This is a genomic window from Dactylosporangium maewongense, from assembly GCF_039531485.1.
Lineage (GTDB): Bacteria > Actinomycetota > Actinomycetes > Mycobacteriales > Micromonosporaceae > Dactylosporangium > Dactylosporangium maewongense.
The window spans coordinates 156,078-175,155 of the sequence record NZ_BAAAQD010000013.1 but is presented as its reverse complement, the minus strand read 5'-3'; the positions used below and the strand labels follow the sequence as shown (position 1 = coordinate 175,155).

Annotated in this window: 16 protein-coding genes; 6 read left to right on the top strand and 10 right to left on the bottom strand. The window is 73.9% G+C overall.

Annotated features, from left to right (window positions below; translation table 11 throughout):
• Window positions 1-91: 91 nt before the first annotated feature.
• Window positions 92-1,138: a type I glyceraldehyde-3-phosphate dehydrogenase gene (gene gap, locus ABD332_RS30985; RefSeq protein ID WP_344505875.1), complete on the bottom strand. Its 1,047-nt coding sequence runs from the start codon at window positions 1,136-1,138 to the stop codon at window positions 92-94.
• Window positions 1,139-1,350: 212 nt separating this feature from the next.
• On the opposite strand from gap, the gene ABD332_RS30980 reads away from it, so the two are divergent.
• On the top strand, window positions 1,351-2,106 hold the full coding sequence (locus tag ABD332_RS30980) for a hypothetical protein (protein ID WP_344505874.1): 756 nt from the start codon (window positions 1,351-1,353) through the stop codon (window positions 2,104-2,106).
• A gap of 59 nt (window positions 2,107-2,165) precedes the next feature.
• Here the strand turns inward: ABD332_RS30980 and ABD332_RS30975 are convergent, their stop codons facing one another.
• Both ABD332_RS30975 and ABD332_RS30970 read right to left on the bottom strand, forming a co-directional pair.
• Window positions 2,166-3,830 (bottom strand): sensor histidine kinase, encoded by a 1,665-nt coding sequence (locus tag ABD332_RS30975; RefSeq protein ID WP_344506033.1) that lies wholly within the window; start codon window positions 3,828-3,830, stop codon window positions 2,166-2,168.
• A 35-nt stretch (window positions 3,831-3,865) separates the two neighbouring features.
• A complete protein-coding gene (locus ABD332_RS30970; RefSeq protein ID WP_344505873.1) occupies window positions 3,866-4,501 on the bottom strand; it encodes a response regulator in 636 nt (211 codons plus the stop codon).
• A 264-nt stretch (window positions 4,502-4,765) separates the two neighbouring features.
• On the opposite strand from ABD332_RS30970, the gene ABD332_RS30965 reads away from it, so the two are divergent.
• Window positions 4,766-5,722, top strand: coding sequence for an Acg family FMN-binding oxidoreductase (locus tag ABD332_RS30965; RefSeq protein ID WP_344505872.1), 957 nt, complete (start codon window positions 4,766-4,768; stop codon window positions 5,720-5,722).
• Between the two features lie 322 nt (window positions 5,723-6,044).
• Here ABD332_RS30965 and ABD332_RS30960 read toward each other — a convergent pair whose 3' ends face one another.
• The 4 genes from ABD332_RS30960 to ABD332_RS30945 are packed head-to-tail and all read right to left on the bottom strand — an operon-like array spanning window position 6,045 to window position 11,284.
• The gene (locus ABD332_RS30960) at window positions 6,045-7,610 is read right to left on the bottom strand and encodes a hypothetical protein (protein WP_344505871.1); all 1,566 of its coding nucleotides are present in this window, start codon (window positions 7,608-7,610) and stop codon (window positions 6,045-6,047) included.
• Window positions 7,607-8,833, bottom strand: coding sequence for a glycosyltransferase family 2 protein (locus tag ABD332_RS30955; RefSeq protein ID WP_344505870.1), 1,227 nt, complete (start codon window positions 8,831-8,833; stop codon window positions 7,607-7,609). The genes ABD332_RS30960 and ABD332_RS30955 overlap by 4 nt, the downstream gene beginning before the upstream one ends.
• 10 nt (window positions 8,834-8,843) lie before the next feature.
• Window positions 8,844-9,713, bottom strand: a complete 870-nt coding sequence (locus tag ABD332_RS30950; protein ID WP_344505869.1) for an NAD-dependent epimerase/dehydratase family protein — start codon at window positions 9,711-9,713, stop codon at window positions 8,844-8,846.
• Entirely contained in the window at window positions 9,710-11,284 is a 1,575-nt protein-coding gene (locus ABD332_RS30945; protein ID WP_344505868.1) for a GMC oxidoreductase, read from the bottom strand. The genes ABD332_RS30950 and ABD332_RS30945 overlap by 4 nt, the downstream gene beginning before the upstream one ends.
• 374 nt (window positions 11,285-11,658) lie before the next feature.
• On the opposite strand from ABD332_RS30945, the gene ABD332_RS30940 reads away from it, so the two are divergent.
• Both ABD332_RS30940 and ABD332_RS30935 read left to right on the top strand, forming a co-directional pair.
• Window positions 11,659-12,873, top strand: a complete 1,215-nt coding sequence (locus ABD332_RS30940) for an MFS transporter (protein WP_344505867.1) — start codon at window positions 11,659-11,661, stop codon at window positions 12,871-12,873.
• A 151-nt stretch (window positions 12,874-13,024) separates the two neighbouring features.
• Window positions 13,025-14,227 (top strand): molybdopterin molybdotransferase MoeA, encoded by a 1,203-nt coding sequence (locus ABD332_RS30935; protein ID WP_344505866.1) that lies wholly within the window; start codon window positions 13,025-13,027, stop codon window positions 14,225-14,227.
• Window positions 14,228-14,263: 36 nt separating this feature from the next.
• On the opposite strand, the gene ABD332_RS30930 is transcribed toward ABD332_RS30935, so the two are convergent.
• Window positions 14,264-15,811, bottom strand: coding sequence for a Rieske 2Fe-2S domain-containing protein (locus ABD332_RS30930; RefSeq protein WP_344505865.1), 1,548 nt, complete (start codon window positions 15,809-15,811; stop codon window positions 14,264-14,266).
• A 263-nt stretch (window positions 15,812-16,074) separates the two neighbouring features.
• Between ABD332_RS30930 and ABD332_RS30925 the strand changes: the two genes are divergently transcribed.
• A complete protein-coding gene (locus ABD332_RS30925; RefSeq protein ID WP_344505864.1) occupies window positions 16,075-16,839 on the top strand; it encodes a site-2 protease family protein in 765 nt (254 codons plus the stop codon).
• A 38-nt stretch (window positions 16,840-16,877) separates the two neighbouring features.
• On the opposite strand, the gene ABD332_RS30920 is transcribed toward ABD332_RS30925, so the two are convergent.
• Entirely contained in the window at window positions 16,878-17,513 is a 636-nt protein-coding gene (locus ABD332_RS30920) for a response regulator (protein WP_344505863.1), read from the bottom strand.
• A 269-nt stretch (window positions 17,514-17,782) separates the two neighbouring features.
• Here ABD332_RS30920 and ABD332_RS30915 point away from each other — a divergent pair, with 269 nt between their 5' ends.
• Window positions 17,783-18,412, top strand: a complete 630-nt coding sequence (locus tag ABD332_RS30915; protein WP_344505862.1) for a hypothetical protein — start codon at window positions 17,783-17,785, stop codon at window positions 18,410-18,412.
• 123 nt (window positions 18,413-18,535) lie between these two features.
• Here ABD332_RS30915 and ABD332_RS30910 read toward each other — a convergent pair whose 3' ends face one another.
• Entirely contained in the window at window positions 18,536-18,805 is a 270-nt protein-coding gene (locus ABD332_RS30910; RefSeq protein ID WP_344505861.1) for a DUF1876 domain-containing protein, read from the bottom strand.
• Window positions 18,806-19,078: the final 273 nt, after the last annotated feature.

The window sequence follows — 19,078 nt, the reverse complement described above, 5'->3', positions numbered from 1 at the left end:
CCAGACGGCGGCCGTCCTTTAGCCACCGGGCGGAGCGCTGCCGTCCCGGCCGCCACCGGCGGCTCCTACCCGCCCCGCGGCCGGCGACCCGTCAGCGCTCCGACTCGGCGGAGGCCCCGGCGGAGATCCCGGCGAAGACCGCGGCGAGGTCGACGAGACGGTTCGTGTAGCCCCACTCGTTGTCGTACCAGCCAAAGACCTTCACCAGGTGCCCGTCGGCGGCGGTGAGGCCGGCGTCGAAGACGCAGGACGACGGGTCGCCGATGATGTCCCGGGAGACCAGCGGCGCTTCGCTGTAGCGCAGGATCCCCGCGAGGGGGCCCGCGGCGGCCGCGGCGAACGCCGCGTTGATCTGCTCGGCCGTCGCGGGCCGCGCCAGCCGGCAGGTCAGGTCGGTCATCGAACCGTTCTCCACCGGCACCCGAAGCGCGACACCCCCGAGCCTGCCGGCCAGTTCCGGCAGGACCAGTCCGATGGCCTTCGCGGCGCCGGTACTGGTGGGGATGATGTTGACGGCCGCGGTCCGGGCCCGCCGCGGGTCCTTGTGCGGCGCGTCGAGGACCATCTGGTCGTTGGTGTAGGCGTGCACGGTCGTCAGGTATCCCTGCTCGATGCCGAACGCCTCGTGCAGCACCTTCGCCATCGGCGCCGCGCAGTTCGTGGTGCACGACGCCGCGGAGACCACGTCGTGCAGCGCCGGGTCGTAGGTGCCGCTGTTGACGCCGGGCACGATCGTCGCGTCGACCTCCTTGCCCGGTGCGGAGATGAGGACCTTCCTGGCGCCGGCCTTCAGGTGGCCCGCGGCGTCGTCGCGGGCGCGGAACCTGCCGGTGGACTCGATGACGAGGTCGACGTCGAGGTCCTCCCAGGGCAGGGACAGCGGGTCCTTGTGGCGGAGCACCTCGATGTACTGCCCGCCGACGGTCATGCCGCCGCCGGACGGGTCGACGTCCACCGCGGCGCGCAGGCGGCCGAACGTCGAGTCGTGCTGGAGCAGGTGGGCGAGCGTCGCCGTGTCGTAGAGGTCGTTGACCGCGACGACGGCGAGGTCGCCGCCGAGCATCCCGCGGTCGACGAGACAGCGGATGAAGCCCCGGCCGATCCGGCCGAACCCGTTGATGGCGATCCGGTATGTCATGGCGTCCTCCTGAGACCCCTGCCGTGGGACCGCGGCGGCCCCATCCGTCCCACCGTCACCCCACGCCGCGCGTTCCGGCACGGGCCGAAGGTCATCACCCGGCAGGGCCATCGGCGGGCCGTGGTGAACAGGACCTTTGCCCCTGCCGGTTCCGGCGGCTCCCCGGGACCGTGGTGGGTGGCAGGTGACGTCGGACGATCGAGGAGCGCGCCATGGTGGCGATCCACTACACCGCCCGTGGCGCGGCGCCGCTGACCGGTGCGGTCAGCCAGTCGCTGACGCGGGCCACGTTCGCCGCGCTCAACGCGCCGTCGGTGCAGGAGACGCAGCCGTGGCGCTGGCGGATCGACCGGGACAGGCTCGCCCTCTACGCGGACTGGAACCGGCGGCTGGCCGACGCCGACCCCGACGGCCGGCAGCTGCTGATCAGCTGCGGTGCGGCGCTGCACCACGCCCGCGTGGCCCTCGCCGCCGAGGGGGTGGGCGTCGACGTGTGGCGCTTCCCGGACCCCGCCGATCCGGCCCTGCTGACCGAGCTGCGCTGCACCGGCCCGGTCGAGCGGGCGCCGCGGGCCGCCACGCTGCACCGCGCGATCGCGGTCCGGCGCAGCGACCGGCGCCCGTTCGCCGACGTGCCCGTGCCGCAGGAGCAGCTGGCGGTGCTCGAGGCGGCGGCCGGGGCCGGCTCGTACACGCTGAACGGACCCGACCCGCAGCGCCGTGCCGCGTACGTCGTGATCACCGCGCCGGGCGCCGGGCCGGGTGACTGGGTCGCCGCGGGTGAGGCGATGTCGGCGGTCCTGCTCGCGGCGACCGCGGCCGGGCTCGTCTCGTCGCCGGTCGACGACCTGACGGCGCTGGCCGGGCCGCCGGAGCCCCCGGCAGGAGCCCCGGGCCCCGTCGCGGCGGTCCGGGTCGGCGTCGCGGGAAGGGTCGGCGTCGCGCCGGCGCGGGCCGTCTCCACCTGACCACCCTCCCGCCGGGAGAGCCGGCGAGGGCCGTCTCCGCCGGCGGGTCGTCGGTGCCGCTACAGGGGCACGTGCCAGGCGACCCTGGTGCCGGGGGAGGCCGGCTCGACCGTGCAGTCGCCGCCCAGGTCGGCGGCCCGGGCCCGCATGTTCGGCAACCCGTGCCCGGCGGCGTCGGCGTCCGCGGCGACGCCCCGCCCGTCGTCCTGCACGGTCAGCGCCAGCCGCCCGTGGGTGACCGCCACCGTGACGTGCACCGAGCGGGCGTTCGCGTGCTTGGCGACGTTGCTCAGCGACTCGCGCAGCACGGCGAGGAGGGCGGTGCGCTGCGTGTCCGGCACGGCCGTGTCGACCGGCCCGTCGATGCGCAGCGCGGGCCGGAAGCCGAGCGCCTCGCGGGCCTCGTCGGCCAGGTCGCGGATCTCGGTGCGGAAGCTGTGCGGGGCGGGTCCGCGCAGCTCGAAGATGGCGCCGCGGATGTCGCGGATGGTGGTGTCGAGGTCGGTGACGACCCGGTCGATGCGCTGCCGCACGTCGGGCTGCCCGGACAGCCGGGTGGCGCCCTGCAGCTGCATCCCGGCCGCGAACAGCCGCTGGATGACGACGTCGTGCAGGTCGCGGGCGATGCGTTCCCGGTCGCCGACGACGGCCAGCATCTCCCGCTCGTCCTGCGCGCGGGCCCGCTCCAGCGCCAGGGCGGCCTGCCCGGCGAACGTCTCCACCATCGCCAGCTCGAGGCCTTCGGCGATGGCGACGCTGTCCTTGCGGTACGCGACGACGAGCACACCGAGCGCGACGCCGCCGACCGCGAGCGGCACGAGCAGCGCCGTGCCCGTCGACAGCAGCACCGGCCAGTTCGCCGCCGACCCGAGGTCGGTGACCACCGACAGCTGCTGCCGGTGCAGCACCTCGGTGAACTCGCTGCCCGCCACCGGGATCGACCAGCCGGCCGCGTCGTCCGGTCCGCCGACGGCGACCTCGACCGTGAGCCGCTCGGCGGTGTCGTCGACGAGCAGCACCATCGCCAGGTCCGCGTCCGCGACGTCCAGCGCCCGGCTCGCGACGAGCTCGAGGGCCTCGGTCCGGCGTACCTCACCCAGCAGCACCGACGTGATCTCCGCGGCCGCCATGAGCCAGCGCTGCCGCCGCTCCGCCTGCGCGTAGAGGCGGGCGTTGTCGATGGCGGCGCCGGCCGCGACGGACAGCGCGGCGACGAGGTTCTCGTCGTCCTGCGTGAACTGCTCCCCGCCGCGCTTCTCCGCCAGGTACAGGTTGCCGAACACCTGGTCACGGATGCGGATCGGCACGCCCAGGAAGCTGTGCATCGGCGGATGGTTGGGCGGGAACCCGTACGCGCGCGGATGCTGGGTGATGTCCTCGAGGCGGATCGGGCGCGGCTCCTCGATCAGCAGCCCCAGCACGCCGTGGCCGCGGGGCAGGTCGCCGATCTCGGCGCGCTCGTCGGCCGTGACGCCGTGGTTGATGAACTCGACCAGCATCCGGTCGGGCCCGATCACGCCGAGCGCGCCGTACCGCGCGTCGGCGAGCTGGCAGGCAGCCCGCACGATCCGGTCCAGGGTGCTGTGCAGGTCGAGGTCGGAGCCGATGCCCACGACCGCGTCCAGCAGCGAGCGGAGCCGCTCCCGGCTGGTCATGACCTCGCCGACCCGGGTGAGCAGCTCCTGCAGCAGCGAGTCGAGGTCGACCCGCGACAGTGACGGCAGCGGCAGCGACGGCTGCCACGCGCTCTGCTCGCCGGTCACGGCTTCTTCAGCAGGCGGGAGGCGAGGACGGCGGCCTGGGTGCGCCGCTCGAGCCCGAGCTTCGCCAGCAGGCTGGAGACGTAGTTCTTCACCGTCTTCTCCGCCAGGAACATCCGCTCGGCGATCTCGCGGTTGGTCAGACCCTCGGCGATGTGCTGGAGGATCTTGCGCTCCTGGTCGGTGAGGTTCTTGAGCTCGTCGGGCTGCTCCGGGCCCTTGCGGATGCGCTCCAGCACCCGGGCGGTGACCGCGGGGTCCAGCAGCGACTGGCCTGCGGCGACCCGGCGGATGCCGTCGACGAGGTCGGTGCCGTGGATCTGCTTGAGGACGTACCCGGACGCGCCGGCCATGATCGCGGCGAAGAGCGCCTCGTCGTCGTCGTACGAGGTGAGGATCAGTGCCTTGATGGACGGGTCGACGGAGCGGACGTCGCGGCAGACGTCGATGCCGCTGCCGTCGGGCAGGCGCCCGTCGAGGACCGCGACGTCGGGGCGCAGCGCGGGAATGCGGTGCGTCGCGTCGACGGCGGACCCGGACTCGCCGACGACCTCGATGTCACCCTCGCGCTCCAGCATCTCCCGAAGCCCGAACCGGACCACCTCGTGGTCGTCGAGCAGATACACCCGGATCATGTGGCCCCTTCCACCGTGACGTCTCGCCGGTACGGCACAAACTGCGCCACCATCGTGTCACGCCCGGCCTGCCGCCCTGTGCGCCGGTGCCGCCGCCGGCCGTCCCCGGGGCGCGGTCCGGATGGCGGCATCCCCGGCCCTGACCCGCCGCACGGGTGTGATCTGCCGGGTGATACAGCGGGTGGGGAGGTTCGCCCCGCACCGTTGCGCCGGGACGGTCGGCGACCGTGGAGAGGAGGGACCGGACCTGTTCGGGAGGGTGCGATGACCGACGTCGACATCTGGTCGGATGCCACCTTCATGGCCGCGGTCGGCGAGGCCGTGTGGGCGCCGTCGATCCACAACAGCCAGCCGTGGCGGTTCCGGCGCACCGCCGACGGCATCGAGGTCCTGGTCGACCGTGACCGCGCCCTGCCGGTGTGCGACCCGGACCTGCGCGCGGCACGCATCTCGTGCGGCGCGGCCGCCTTCAACCTGCGCCTGGCGCTCGCCGTCGCCGGAGCGCCGGCGGCCTGCACGATCGGATCGGGCGACGTGGTGGTCCACCTCGTGCCCGACCGTGGCAGACCGGTCACCCCGGCGGAGTGCCGCCTGCACCGGCAGATCCGGCGCCGGCACACCAACCGGTCCGGGTTCGCGGAGGCCCGGGTCGCGCCGGGCGTCATGACGCAGCTGGTGGACGAGGCCGCCGACGAAGGCGGTTGGCTGCATGTCGTCGAGGACGACGAGTCGGCGCTGTGGACGGTCGCGCAGCTGACCCGGGAGGCCGACGCGCAGTTGAAGGCGGACCCCGCCTACGTCGCCGAGCTGCGCGCATGGACCTCGGCGGACGACGACGTGCAGGGGGTGGGGCGCGGCGCCGCGGGCGCCGCGCCCCACCCGGCCGAGATGATGCCCCGCCGCGACTTCGGCGGACCTCCCAGGGAGGACACCCGGGACCTCAGCGGGGCCCCTGTCGTCGCCGTCCTCGGCTACCAGGGCGAACACCGCATGCACGAGATCCAGGCGGGCATGGTGCTGCAACGGGTGCTGCTGCGCGCCGCCGACCTCGGCCTCGCGACGGCGATGTACTCCCAGCCGATCGAGGTGCCGACGGTCCGCGAGCGGCTGCGGCTCGCCCTGCGGCGCCCGTACGCCCCGCAGCTCGTGCTGCGGTTCGGGTACGCGCCGACGACCTGCTACACGAACCGCCGCCCGGTCAGCGACGTCATCGACCGCTGACCGCCGGCGCCCGCGGTGCTGTCGCCCTGGTCAGCCGTGCCTCGGGCCGGGCGGCTGCCACGCTTCACCCGACCGGGGTCGACCGCTCCGACGGCGGGGAAGTGTCCGATCATCGCCCGACAGCGAGCGGGCAGGCCGACGACCGCGCCATCGCGGAGTGGTTGATTGGAGTCGGGTCGGCCCTACCGCAGATGGCATCCGCCGGAGTCATCGCCCCCCGCAGCACGGCAGCGTCGGGCCGGCCCGCACGGCGTGCCGGGTCGGCCGGGCCCGCGGCCAGCGCCGCGGGCCGGCCACCCGCACGGCAGCGTCCTGAGGGCCCTCACCTGCGGGGCGTTCGGGACCGGGGGATGCCGGTGGCCTTGCGGCGGGAGGTCTCGACGCCGGCGGTGTGCACCCGGCGGGTCGAGGCCGCCGTATCCTCCGCGGACAGTGCCGGCTCGGGCGAGCCGGTCGGTGCCGGGGCGGCGTCCGGCGCGGTGGGGCGGGACGCGAGCCGGTGAGCCGCCAGCACGGCCGCCAGCGGCGCCGTCACCAGCAGCGGCACGAGGAAACGCAGGTCGATGACCGACAGCGTGACGCCGAGCATCAGCAGGGACAGGCTCATGACCGCCAGCAGCACGCTGTCCGCGGCCTCCCGGTCGCGGAGCCGCCGGCCGCCGCCGCGCCGGCGCCGCACGGTCGCGGCGAGCGCGAACAGGGCGAGCAGCACCAGGGCCGACGGTGGCATCACGACGGTCTGTCCGTAGGCCCACAGCGCACTGTTCAGCGGCGTGACCGTGGGCGCGGCGCCGCCGGAGCCCGCCGGCTGGAAGCCGCGCGCCATGAGCGTCGCCGTGCAGTTGCTCACCTGGTTGCCGGACCGCCCGCCGGACGGCATGGTCCACAGGTCCGTGGTGCAGGCGATCCGGGCCGGTGCCGGCCAGCCCGGCTGCACGAGGTGCCAGGCGTCGGTGGCGACCGCGGCGGCGAAGTCCCCGGGCTGCTCGCGGATCGCCTTCAGCGCGAAGTGCCGGAAGAGCCAGTCGTGCTCCGGACCCGGATAGCGCGCGCCGATGCGGTCGCGGTCCAGCTCCCACAGGTACACGTCGCTGACCTCACGGTGGCCGAGCGGCTCCGGCGGGCAGATCTGCCGTTCCTGCGGGGTGAAGTCGGTGCGGGTGCAGTCGACGAACGTGGTGGTGCGCTGCCACAGGTACCGGCCGGTGTAGCTGTTCAGCGCGTAGGCGTCGTAGTGCCGGTCGTACCACACCATGTAGGCGACGACCGGGACGACCAGCGACACGGTGAACAGCGCGATGCGCCGCCAGCCGACCCGTCGCACGATCAGGTACAGCACCACCAGCGCGGCGATGGGCTGGCCGACGGTGCGGGTGAGCGTGACCAGCGCGAAGACCAGACCGCTGAGGCCCATGAGCCACAGCGGGGGCCGCCGCGACCACATCAGCAGCGCGACGCCGGTGAGGAGGAGGAACGAGAACAGCGTCTCGGACAGCACGTAGTGCTCGAGCTGGATCTGGCGCGCGTCCAGGAGCACCGGCGCCGCCGCGAGGGCGGACCAGCTGCGCCGCACCCCTCGCCTGGTGCACAGCGCGTAGATGCCGACCCCCATGACCAGGCCCATCAGGTGCTGGACGGCGGAGACCGAGGCGATGTGGCCGGTCGTGCCGAGCACCTTGAGCATGGCCGGGTATCCGAAGGGCCAGATCGGGCTCGGCGTGCCGGAGCTCGCCGCGTCCATGTACGCCCGCGTGTCGTAGAAATAGCCGAACGCCGGGTAGTAGGCGGCCATCATGCCGACCCGCAGCAGCGCGCCGGCCGCGACGAGCCCGGCGAGCGCCCGGTGCTCCCGGAGCCACGCGCCGGTCATCCGCCACGCGCCGGTCATCGGAGGGACGTCTGCGAGTTGACCGGGCGCTGCGCCGGGATCTCCGGCTCGGCGTCGGCCGCGGGCGGGCCCGTGCGGCGGCCGGCCGCACGCAACGACAGCAGGCTCGCGAACAGGCCCGAGAAGATCAGGATGATGCCCAGCGCGATGGCCGTCGCCGACGGCAGCACCAGGCGCAGGGTCTCCCGCGGGTCCAGCCGGCCGAAGCCGCCGGCGCCCCAGTCGGTGACCGCGACCAGCGTGCTGACCAGGCCGGCGAGCCCGACGAGCAGGCCACCGGCGACGCACCGTTCGAAGCTCAGCCACCGTACCCATCGGACGTGCTTGTCCTCGCGGGTGATGCCTTCCTGGATGCCGTACAGCCGGGCGAACCCGCCGAAGATCAGCAGCTGCGCCCCGACGAGCGTGGCGAGGGACGAGTAGACCAGCGCGCTGACGTCGAAGGAGACGCCGAACACGTGCCGCTCCCCGGGCAGCAGGAGGGCCGTGCCGGTCAGCCCGGCCAGCGCGAGGATCAGGCCGGGGAGGAGCAGCGTGCGCTTCGGCGCGAAGATGAGCAGGAAGCGCAGGTGCCGCCAGCCGTCCCGCCAGGTCCGCAGGTGCGGCGGGCGGCTGCGGCCGTCGCGCCCCAGCGGGGTGGCGACCTCGCTGATCGAGTACTTCGCCAGCGCGGCGCGGATGACCAGCTCGCTGGCGAACTCCATGCCCGCCATGCAGAGCCCGAGCGCGCGGATCCGGTCGCGGTGGAAGCCGCGCAGGCCGCAGTGGAAGTCGCCGACGCCCGGCAGCGCGAAGAGCACCCGGCCGAGCCAGGACAGCACGGGATTGCCGAGGTACCGGTGCAGCGCGGGCATGGCGCCGCGGGTGATGCCACCCTTGAAGCGGTTGCCCATGACGACGTCCTTGCCGGCGCGCAGCTCGGTGATGAACGGGCCGAGGTTGCCGAGGTCGTACGAGTCGTCGGCGTCGCCCATGATCACGTAGCGGCCGCGGGCGGCCTCGATGCCCGCGAGGAGCGCGCCGCCGTAGCCGCGGACCGGGGCGTGGACGAGCGTCGCGCCGGCGGCCGTGGCGAGGGCCTGCGAACCGTCGGTCGAGCCGTTGTCGGAGACGACCACCTCGCCGATGACACCGAGCTCGGCCAGCCCCTTCAACGCCTTCCGGACACAGGTCTCGATGGTCTCCGCCTCGTTGAGGCAGGGCAGGACCACGCTCACTTCCACGGGGGCGGAGCTACCGGACATGAAAGGATTCCCCCGAGGTCGTCGAACGGGCAAAGTCGCGGAACGGGACGCCGACGGAGCGGGTCGGCGCGAAGTCGGGGGACGGGTCCTGGTTGAGCACGCTCACGACGCTGTCGCTGCGGAACGGCACGCGCAGGCCGACCACCTCGGCGGCCTTGAGCGGCAGCCAGACCGACCGCCACGGCACCGGCACCACGGCGACCCTGCGGCGTTGCCTGGCGGCGAGCTCCAGGAGGACCTGCCGCAGCGTCCAGCCGCGCTCGTGCGCGGCGATGACCGGCTCGCCGGGCGCGGCCAGCGCGGGCCGGACGACGAGACGGCGGATCAGGGCGGCGACGTCGTCCTCGTGCGCCGGGTAGAGCACCTGCCGGCCGTTGCCGATCAGCGGAACGACCGGCAGCCTGCGCACCATGGTGTTCAGGGCGCCGACCACGCCGCCGGGCTGGTCGCCGAAGACGAGGCCGGGCCGCACGACGAGGGCACCCAGCCGGTGCGCCGCGTCCTCCACGGCGAGCTTGGCCCGGCCGTAGTCGCTGCGGCAGCCGGGGAAGGCGCTGATGGTCGAGATGAACACGATCGTCTGCGCACCCTCGGCGCGGGCCTGCTCCATCAGCCGGATCGAGCCCCGCACGTTGCGTGCCACCAGGTCCGCGCGGGTGTGCAGGGAGAAGTCCCAGGCGCAGTGGACCAGCGCGGTCACGCTGTTGTCGCGGAAGATGCCGTCGTCCGCCCCGCCGGCGAGGGTGAACCGTTCGGCGGGCGCGCTGCGGCCCAAGCGGACGACCCGGCCGACGCCGGCCAGCCGCTTGCAGATGCGGGAGCCGAGGTAGCCCGAGGCGCCGGTGACCGCGACCCTCACCGGTGCGCCCCCGGATGGGCGCCGATGCGGTAGGCGTTCGCCATGACGGTCAGCGTGATCGTGCTCGCGGTGATGGTGGGGAACACGCTGGAGTCGACGAGGTGCACGCGCTCGAACCCGGCCGGACGCCCCAGCGGGTCGGTCTCGAGCTCGCCCGGCTGCCGCCGCATCGGCAGCGTGCCGCCGCAGTGGAAGCCGCGCCCCGGCTCGCCGAGCTTCATCGCCGCGCCCAGCGGCACCGCCCGGATCAGGGAACGGTGCCGGCGCAGCTTCGCGACGAGCCTCCTGAGCACGCCGCGGGTCCGCGGGCTGCGCCGCCCCTGGAGGTCGAGCACCCCGTCGCGGCGCAGGGTGAGGCCGATCTCGCCGGACAGGTCCGAGTGCAGGTACCCCTGGATCAGCAGCATCCGGCGCAGGAACGCCGCCGAGATCGGCCGGAACGCCGGCCGCGCCGCGCGCAGGGCCGAGGCGATCGCCTGCCGGTAGAGCTCGTTGTAGGTGTAGACCTGCATGTGGACGCTGTTGGCGGACAGTTCTGGGTCGAACACCTCCAGGAACGCCTGAGCGAGCGTGTGCAGCGGTTCGTCGAAGACGCCCCGGACGCCCGCGTAGCGCAGCATCGGCAGCAGGAAGTACTGGCTGTCGCGGACGACGACCTCGCGGTCGTAGGCGCCGATCGACGCCAGCACGAGCTTGGTGGTGCACAGCACGCCGGCGCCGACGTAGAGCCGGGAGGCGACGTGCCGGACCGCCTCGCCGGTACGCCGGTCGCGGCCCTCGATGTGCACCTCGCCGCCGCGCTCGGTGAACCCGGTGACGACCACGCCCGGCACGTAGGTGACCTTCCGCTGCGCGACGAGCTCCTGCAGCGTGCGCGCCGGGTTGTAGATCAGCCCGTACGGGCAGCCGAACATGCACAGGCCGCACCGCTCGCACGGCTGCCCGCCGGCGTTGCGGCTGGCGACCGCGAGACGGGCCCGGCCGAACAGGAACCCGTTGCTGCGCAGGGCCTCGCGGTTGGACCGCAGGTCATGCAGCAACGCCTCGGCCTGCCGGCTCACCGGCAGCGACTCCAGCCGCGGCGCGTAGGTGGGGAACCGCTCCGCCAGGTCGTCGTCGGCGCCCGACAGCCCGACGAACGACAGCACCTGCTCGAAGCACGGGCCCAGCTCGCCGGGCCCGGTCGGCCAGGACTCCAGCTCCGCCGGCAGGTAGGGCAGCACCGCCGCCCCCCAGACGTTGCCGAACCCGCCCTTGCCGAACGACGGCACCACGCCGACGCCGGTCGCGCGGGAGGGCAGGTGCCGGTCGGCGTCCCGGTACGGGAAGTCGGAGCCGAAGCTGACCTTCAGCGGGACGCCGCCGGGTCCCGCGCCCATGTTGGCCTTGACCGCCGACACGTCGCCGGGGCTCCACTGCGCCGGCCGCTCGGCGGCCATCCGTGCGACGGTCGACGCGCGGGCGGGTTCGAGCGTCAGACCCGCGTCCAGCACCGTGACGTGCAGACCTTGCCGGGTCAGGGCGACCGCCGCCGCGGTGCCGGCCGGACCGGACCCGATGACATAGATCATGCCTGGATGCCGCCGGGGGTCAGGCACGGCACGGCGTCACGGGCCGGGCGCGCCGCCGGGACGGTCCACAGTGGACCTCGGTCGGCTTGATGGTGGTGGTGCTGCGCACGCGGGCTCATGGCTCACCTCTGCCGGCAGTCCACCACCGCCGAAGCATGGCGGACGCCGGCATCGGCCGTTTCTCACCCGGGCCTCACCCGAAATTCACACATGAACCGCGGGACCGGACCGGCGGCCGTATGGTCCCGGCGATTCGGGTCGTAGGTCCCTGGGCCCGCGCGCTGTGCGCTCCGATCCTGGAGACCAGCAGCTCACCCGCGGTCGACGGGCGCCGTACGCCGGAGCCGCCACCCGAACCTACGGAAGTGACGATGATGAGTGGACACACTGCACCCGCGGTGACCGGGGCGCGCCGGGGGATGATGCTGGCGATCGCCACGGCCGGCTTCGCGGTCAACTTCTGGGCCTGGGCGCTGCTGAGCCCGCTCGCGCCGAAGCTGAAGGACGCCCTGCACCTGAGCCCGCTGCAGCAGGCGCTGCTGGTCGCGGTGCCCGTCGTCGTCGGCTCGCTCGGCCGGATCCCGGTCGGCGCGCTGACCGACCGGTTCGGCGGGCGGGTCATGTTCCCGCTGGTGTCGCTCGCGACGATCGTCCCGGTGCTGTACCTGGGGCTCGCCGGGCAGCAGTCGCTCACCGGCCTGCTCGTCGGCGGCTTCTTCCTCGGCATCGGCGGGACCGCTTTCGCCGTCGGCGTCCCGTTCGTCACCGCCTGGTTCCCGCCCGCGAAGCGCGGCCTCGCCGTCGGCGTCTTCGGCATGGGCATGGGCGGCACCGCGATCAGCGCGCTCACCACCGTCAAGCTCGTCGGCGCCTACGGCAGCGCGATGCCGTTCGTGCTCACCGCGATCGTCCTCGCCGCCTACGCGCTGCTGGCCGGGCTGCTGCTGCGCGACGCGCCGGGCCGGACCGTGCCCGCCGAGCCGCTCGGCCGCCGCCTCGCCGCCACGCTCAAGCTCCGCGTCACCTGGCACGCCTCCGCCCTCTACGCGGTCGCGTTCGGCGGCTACGTCGCGTTCTCCGTCTACCTGCCCGCGTACCTGAAGACCGCGTACGGCCTCGCGCAGGCCGACGCCGCCAACCGCATGGCCGGGTTCGTGCTGCTCGCCGTGGTGATGCGACCGATCGGCGGCTGGCTGTCCGACCGGATCGAACCGGCCCGGGTCCTGACCGGCACCCTGCTGGTCGTCGGGGTCGCGGCGCTCGTGCAGACGTTCACGCCGGCCCTCGCGCCGCTGGGCACCGTCGCCTTCCTGTCCCTGGCCGCCGCCCTCGGCGCCGGCAGCGGAGCGACGTTCGCGCTCGTCGCGCAGCTCGCCCCGGCGAACAAGGTCGGCTCCGTGACCGGTGTGGTGGGCGCCGCGGGCGGCCTCGGCGGGTTCGTGCCGCCGCTGCTGATGGGCACCATCTACGGCCGGTACGGCTCGTACACGATCGGCCTCGCGCTGCTCGCGGTCGTCGCGGCGGGCGCGGTGCTGCTGACCGCCACCGTCGTGCGCAGGTCGGCGCGTGCGGTCCCCGGCCGTGCCTGACCCGCTCATGGCCCCGCCGCCCGGTGTGCGCCGGGCGGCGGGGCCGCCGCGTGCGGGGCTCCACCCGGCGCGGGCCATGGCGGCGGACAATCGTTACTGGAAGCGACCTTTCGGCGAGGAACGGGCGACATGTCCGGATACGGTGGATGACATGACCGCGGCAATCACCCGCCCGCACCACCCGCGGCATCACGCCGGCGGGACCCCGTGGGCGGCCGCCCGCGCGCTGGCGCACCGCGTGGCGGAGCCACTGGGCCTCGTCGAGGTGCCGCTGACGGGCGCGGCCGGCCGCACCCTGGCCCGGCCGCTCGCCGCGGCCGTGGACCTGCCGGGCTTCGACAACGCGGCCATGGACGGCTACGCGGTCCGTGGCGACGGTCCGTGGCGGGTCGTCGGCGGTGTCCTGGCCGGCGGACCGGGCGCGGCGCCGCTCGCGCCCGGCGAGGCGGTCGAGATCGCCACCGGCGCGCCGGTCCCGGCGGGTGCCGACCGGGTCGTGCCCTACGAGGTGGTCGCCCGCCACGGCGCGGTCGTGTCCGCGTCCGGCGACGGTGCCGGCAAGCGCCACATCCGGCGGGCGGGGGAGTACGTCACCGCCGGGCGGCCCGTCCTGCCCGCGGGGTCGGTGCTGACCGCCGCCGCGCTGGGGCTCGCCGCGAGCGTCGGCGTGGACGTCGTCACCGTCCGGCGCGCACCGACCGTCCGCCTGCTGCTCACCGGCGACGAGATCGTCACGGCCGGCACCCCGGCCCACGGCCAGGTGCGCGACGCGATCGGGCCCACCCTGACGGCGCTGCTGCGGGCCTGGTCCGCCGACCTGGTCGACGTGCGATGGACACCGGACCACCCGGCGGCCGTCACGGCCGCCGCCGTCGAACGGTCGCTGAGCGACGTCGACGTCACCGTGGTCGGCGGCGCGTCGTCGGTCGGCCCGGCCGACGCCCTCCACGACGTGCTCACCACCGCCGGCGCGACGATCCACGTCGACGGCGTCGACTGCCGGCCCGGCCACCCGCAGGTGCTCGCCTCGCGCGCCGGGCACTGGCTCGTCGGGCTCCCCGGCAACCCGTACGCGGCCATGGTCGCCGCGTTCACGCTGCTGCAGCCGCTGCTCGCCGGCCTCGCGGGCCGGACGCTGCCGGCCCTGCCCCGGGTGTGCCTGGACGGCACTCCACGGGTGCACGCCACCGCGACCAGCATCGTGCCGGTCCGCTGGGACGGCGCCGCGCCGAGCGTGGTCGACGGTGCCCGCCCCGGCCACCTCGGCGCCGCGGCCCTCGCCGACGCGCTCGCCGTCGTGCCACCCGCGTGGCGTCCCGGCGAAACGGTCGAGCTGCTGCTCCTGCCGCAGTGACCCGCCCTGGCGCCGGCCGAGCGCCAGGGCCGACCATCACGCCCGGTCGAGCCGCCGGGCGCGGATGGGGTGGCCCGCGCTCGTCACGCACCGGCCGGTCGGCAGGTCGAACTTCCAGCCGTGCATCTGGCACGTCAGCACGCTGCCGTCGAGCTTGCCGAAGCGTTCCAGGTTGGCCTTCAGGTGCGGGCAGTGACCCTGCACCGCCCAGTCGCCGATGACGATCTCCTCGCCGTCGCTGGTCCGGCCGGCGTACCACGCCTCGGCGTAGCGCAGCCGCTCCTCGCTGAGGCACTTGAAGAAGGTGTAGACGTACTCGTTGTACTGGCCGACCCGGGCGGCGGAGAAGCGGCAGGACAGGAACAGGCTGTTGACCCAGTCGGTCTCACCGGTCGCCAGCAGGTGCTCGATCAGGCCGCGGCGGGTGCGGAAGCGGTACCGGGCCCGCTCGTCACCGGCGGCGCGCACCTCGCGGGCCGTGAAGTCGAAGACGACGCTCTGCACCACGACGTCGGCGTCGTCGGTCAGGTCGAAGCGGACCGGCCCGCCGATGCCGGCGGCGATGTGCTCGCTCGCGGCCATCAGCGGCTGCACCCGGCGGACCAGCTCCGCGAGCACGTCGAGCTCCGGGTGCGGCCATGCCGCCCTGGCGGCCTCGATCACCGGGCGCTGCCGCCGCTGGTAGTCGCGCAGGTAGCCGGCCTTGCCGGCGAAGAACGCGCGGACGTCCCCGACCGGGTGGCCGACCTCGCACGCGTCCGGGGTGATCGTGGCCGTGCTGCCGGGCAGCAGGACCACGCCGTTGGTGCGGCCGAGACGCTCGTAGTGGTCGATGAAGTCCTGCTGGTCGGGGAAGATGTTGCCCTCGTCGCCGAACAGGTCGTTGACGCCCCACAGCTCGTCGTCGAGGAAGCAGGGCGGCCCGGCGATCGGGAAGACCCAGCCGGCGTCGAGCTCCTCGATGTACCGCATCGTCCGGTCGAACTGGCGCTCCCGCTTCTGCTTGCCGAAGGCGCGCTTCGCGGCGGCGGGCAGCTCGTAGACCATCGGGTACCAGATGGCGCCGGAGAACTGCAGCAGGTGCGCGTGCACGCGACCGAGCCGCGCGAACTCGGTCAGGTCGCGGGGGCGGGCGTCGTTCTGGTTGAGCAGCCGCACGCCGTCGTGCTCGACCCAGATCGACGAGTCGCCGATCGGGCCGTCCGTCGGCGACACGAGCGCCTGGATCATGACGTTGAGCCCGCCGTCCAGGGCCACCGGCTCGCCGCTGCGGGTCCGCAGGAACGACCGGAACCCGAGCGCCCGCAGCTCGTCCTCCAGGTCGCTGGTCGGGTACTCGGGCAGCAGTACCGTGGCCGACTTCGACACGTGCCGGCGCAGGTGCTCCGCGTCGAAGTGGTCCCGGTGCAGGTGCGACACGTAGAGGTAGTCGCAGCGGCCGAGCCGGTCCCAGTCGAGACCGGAGTTGTCGGGGAACGGGAACCAGGAGGCGAGGAACGCCGGGTTCACCCACGGGTCGCACAGGATGGTGCCGGCCGGTGTCTCGATCAGCATGCCGGCGTGGCCGGTCCCCGTAACCCGCATGGGGCGCACGTTCCTCTCCGCCGCCGCGGACGTGGCGGCACGGTGCCGAGCCTGCCGCCTGCCGGCCGGGCCGGGCAGGGCTGAAGGGCCCGACCGGCACCATGCCGAAAGTCCCGGACCCGGGCGGCACGAGGACCGATGGCACCGGGACTTCCGCCGCCGTGCCCCGGCGCCGCGGCGCGCGAGACTTGAGGTGCCGGGGAACAGCGGAACCGCCCCATCCCGCTCGCTCCGCGGCACCGTCCACCGGGGGCAGGTGTGACATGAAACAGACGCTGCGGCTCGGACGCGTCGCGGGAATCCCGATCGGCGTCCACTGGTCGGTGCTGGTCATCATGGTGCTGCTGGCACGGAGCCTCGCCACCGCCGTCCTGCCGGCCGATGCGCCGGGCACCCCCAGGCCGGTCGCCTGGCTGTTCGGCGCCGCCGGTGCCCTGCTGATGCTGCTGTCGCTGCTCGCCCACGAGCTCGCGCACGCCCTGGTGGGCCGGCACTTCGGCATCCGGGTCGAGCGGCTGACGCTCTGGCTGCTCGGCGGCATGGCCGAGTTCCGCGACGAGCCGCCCAGCGCGCGGGCCGACCTCCTGGTGGCCGGTGCCGGCCCGCTGACGAGCGTCGCGGCGGCGGTGGGGTTCGGGTCCGTCGCGGTGCTGCTGTCGGCCGCCGGCGGGCCGGTCGCCGTCGTCGTCGTGCTGCTCTGGCTGACGACGATCAACCTGGTGCTCGCCGTCTTCAACCTGCTGCCCGGTGCCCCGCTCGACGGCGGCCGGGTGCTGCGGGCCGCGCTGTGGTGGTGGCACGGCGACCGTGCGCGGGCCGCGCTGACCGCCGTCCGGGTCGGTCACGCGCTGGGCGTGACGCTGATCCTCGCCGGGCTGGTCGAAGTGGTGATCTTCGGCCTGGTCGACGGTCTCTGGACGGCGCTGGTGGGCTGGTTCCTGCTCATGGCGGCCGGCGCGGAGGGCGAGTCGGTCCGGTCAAGGGGTGACGCCCAGCGGCAGCAGCCGAAAACCGGTGCGTTCCGGTAGCGGCGCACCGGTGCACCCGTCTGGGTCAGTGCTTGCCGTCAGTGCTTGCCGAGCAGGCGCGAGGCCAGCACCGCCGCCTGGGTGCGCCGCTCCAGCCCGAGCTTCGCCAGCAGGCTGGAGACGTAGTTCTTCACCGTCTTCTCCGCCAGGAACATCCGCTCCGCGATCTCGCGGTTGGTCAGGCCTTCCGCCACGTGCAGCAGGATCTTGCGCTCCTGGTCGGTGAGGTTCTTGAGCTCGTCGGGCTGCTCCGGGCCTTTGCGGATGCGCTCCAGCACCCGGGCGGTGACGGCCGGGTCCAGCAGCGACTGGCCGGCGGCGACCCGGCGGATGCCGTCGATGAGGTCGGTGCCGTGGATCTGCTTCAGCACGTAGCCCGAAGCGCCGGCCATGATCGCGGCGAACAGGGCCTCGTCGTCGTCGTACGACGTCAGGATCAGTGCCTTGATGGACGGGTCGACGGAGCGGACGTCGCGGCAGACGTCGATGCCGCTGCCGTCGGGCAGGCGCCCGTCGAGGACCGCGACGTCGGGCCGCAGCGCGGGAATGCGGTGCGTCGCGTCGACGGCGGACCCGGACTCGCCGACGACCTCGATGTCACCCTCCCGCTCGAGCATCTCGCGCAGGCCGAACCGGACGACTTCGTGGTCGTCGAGCAGATACACCCGAATCATGGCTTCATTGTCACCCGGTGGCCACCCGCGCGGGCGGGCCGAAAGTCCCGGGCCGCCCCAGCCCTTCGGCACTGAACCGGCCCTCGGCACTGAAACCAGCCCCTCGGCACTGAACCGGCCCTGCGGCATCGACCGGCCGGAGGTCCCGAGGTGGCCCGGGACGTAGGTCCCGTCGATGCGGGTGGTTGTGCTCTGTGGCGGGCCGGTGCCAGTGCCACAGGCTGATGCCATCACATCGACGCACTTTCCAAGGCCCCGGAGGGCACGCCATGAAGCGCAAGACGCTCGACATCCTCGTCGGTCTCGGCCTCGTCGTCCTGGCAGGGCTGTTGCTGGTGGCCGGCCTGGTGCTGACCAGCAACGCGAACTTCGCCAACGACTACGTCAAGGACCAGCTCGGCCAGCAACAGATCTCCTTCAAGCCGGCGGCGACCCTGACGGCGGAGGAGAAGGAGTCGGCCTGCCTGGTCAAGTACGCCGGTCAGCAGCTGACCACCGGCAAGCAGGCGGAGTGCTACGCCAACGAGTTCATCGGCCTGCACCTCAAGTCGATCGCGGGCGGCAAGACCTACGCCCAGATGGGTGACGTCCAGGCCGACCTGAAGGCGAAGATCGCCGCGCTGCCGAAGGACGACCCGGCCGCCGCCGACCTGCAGAAGCAGCTGACCGACGCCAACACGGCCCGCGAGACCGTGTTCAAGGGCGAGACCCTGCGCGGCCTGCTGCTCACCTCGTACGGCTTCAGCGAGTTCGGCGCCAAGGCCGGCCAGGCCGCGCTCGTCGCGTACTTCGCCGCCGGCCTGCTGCTCCTGCTCGGCGCCGCCGGTCTCGTCCACGCCGCCGCGACCCCCGGGACCAAGGGCTTCGCGGTCCCCGACCAGGCGCTCGTCAGAGCCTGACCGCCGGCCGCGACCCCCGAACCCCCCGACCCGGGCCTCCCAGTGAGCGCCCGGGTCGGGCGCATGTCGGCATCGGGCTGCCGGACCGGCGGCCTCCGGTCCGGCAGGTGTGGGCGGGCGCGGTCAGGCCAGCAGCCGCACGCGCTCGTCGGTGATGGCCTGGATGTCGGCCGCCGCCGAGAGCAGCAGCTGGTGGCCGAGGTCGTTGAGCGCGCGGGCGACGGCGAGTTCGTCACCGATCTCCGGCACGTTCTCGTCGGCGGGGTTGAGGCGGGCCCGGCCGACGCCGAGTTGGTGACTGTCGTCGTTGGCGTGCAGCCGGGCCTCGGCGTGGGTTTCCCCCTCGGTCTCACCGATCAGCAGGTCCACCGTCCAGTGCTTGGTCGTGGGCATGATCTCCTCCAGTCCGGTCGTTCGTCGCGTCGCGGGGCGACGCGTCACCTCCGACGGTCCCGCGACCGGGCCGCGGTCCGGGCGCTCGCGTCGATCTCGGACGGAAGGCGGGCGCCTGGGCCGTGGCGGCCCTGCCCGCGAACGTGTCACCAACAGCGGTGCCGCGACGCCGGCGATCCTCGGCGACCGCCGGGTCGACCGAAGAAGCTGAGCGGGCCGTCGTGCTGGGTGAAGGCGTGACCGTTCCAACGGTACTCGCGGACCTGCCACAAA

Excerpts from the sequence above, each read along its gene's own strand:
- ABD332_RS30920 (WP_344505863.1), bottom strand. The coding sequence starts at position 17,513 with ATGATTCGGGTGTATCTGCTCGACGACCACGAAGTCGTCCGGTTCGGC.
- ABD332_RS30935 (WP_344505866.1), top strand. The coding sequence starts at position 13,025 with ATGACCGCGGCAATCACCCGCCCGCACCACCCGCGGCATCACGCCGGC.
- ABD332_RS30945 (WP_344505868.1), bottom strand. The coding sequence starts at position 11,284 with ATGATCTATGTCATCGGGTCCGGTCCGGCCGGCACCGCGGCGGCGGTC.
- ABD332_RS30970 (WP_344505873.1), bottom strand. The coding sequence starts at position 4,501 with ATGATCCGGGTGTATCTGCTCGACGACCACGAGGTGGTCCGGTTCGGG.
- ABD332_RS30965 (WP_344505872.1), top strand. The coding sequence starts at position 4,766 with ATGACCGACGTCGACATCTGGTCGGATGCCACCTTCATGGCCGCGGTC.
- ABD332_RS30910 (WP_344505861.1), bottom strand. The coding sequence starts at position 18,805 with ATGCCCACGACCAAGCACTGGACGGTGGACCTGCTGATCGGTGAGACC.
- ABD332_RS30925 (WP_344505864.1), top strand. The coding sequence starts at position 16,075 with ATGAAACAGACGCTGCGGCTCGGACGCGTCGCGGGAATCCCGATCGGC.
- ABD332_RS30960 (WP_344505871.1), bottom strand. The coding sequence starts at position 7,610 with ATGACCGGCGCGTGGCGGATGACCGGCGCGTGGCTCCGGGAGCACCGG.
- gap (WP_344505875.1), bottom strand. The coding sequence starts at position 1,138 with ATGACATACCGGATCGCCATCAACGGGTTCGGCCGGATCGGCCGGGGC.
- ABD332_RS30940 (WP_344505867.1), top strand. The coding sequence starts at position 11,659 with ATGAGTGGACACACTGCACCCGCGGTGACCGGGGCGCGCCGGGGGATG.
- ABD332_RS30930 (WP_344505865.1), bottom strand. The coding sequence starts at position 15,811 with ATGCGGGTTACGGGGACCGGCCACGCCGGCATGCTGATCGAGACACCG.
- ABD332_RS30915 (WP_344505862.1), top strand. The coding sequence starts at position 17,783 with ATGAAGCGCAAGACGCTCGACATCCTCGTCGGTCTCGGCCTCGTCGTC.
- ABD332_RS30980 (WP_344505874.1), top strand. The coding sequence starts at position 1,351 with ATGGTGGCGATCCACTACACCGCCCGTGGCGCGGCGCCGCTGACCGGT.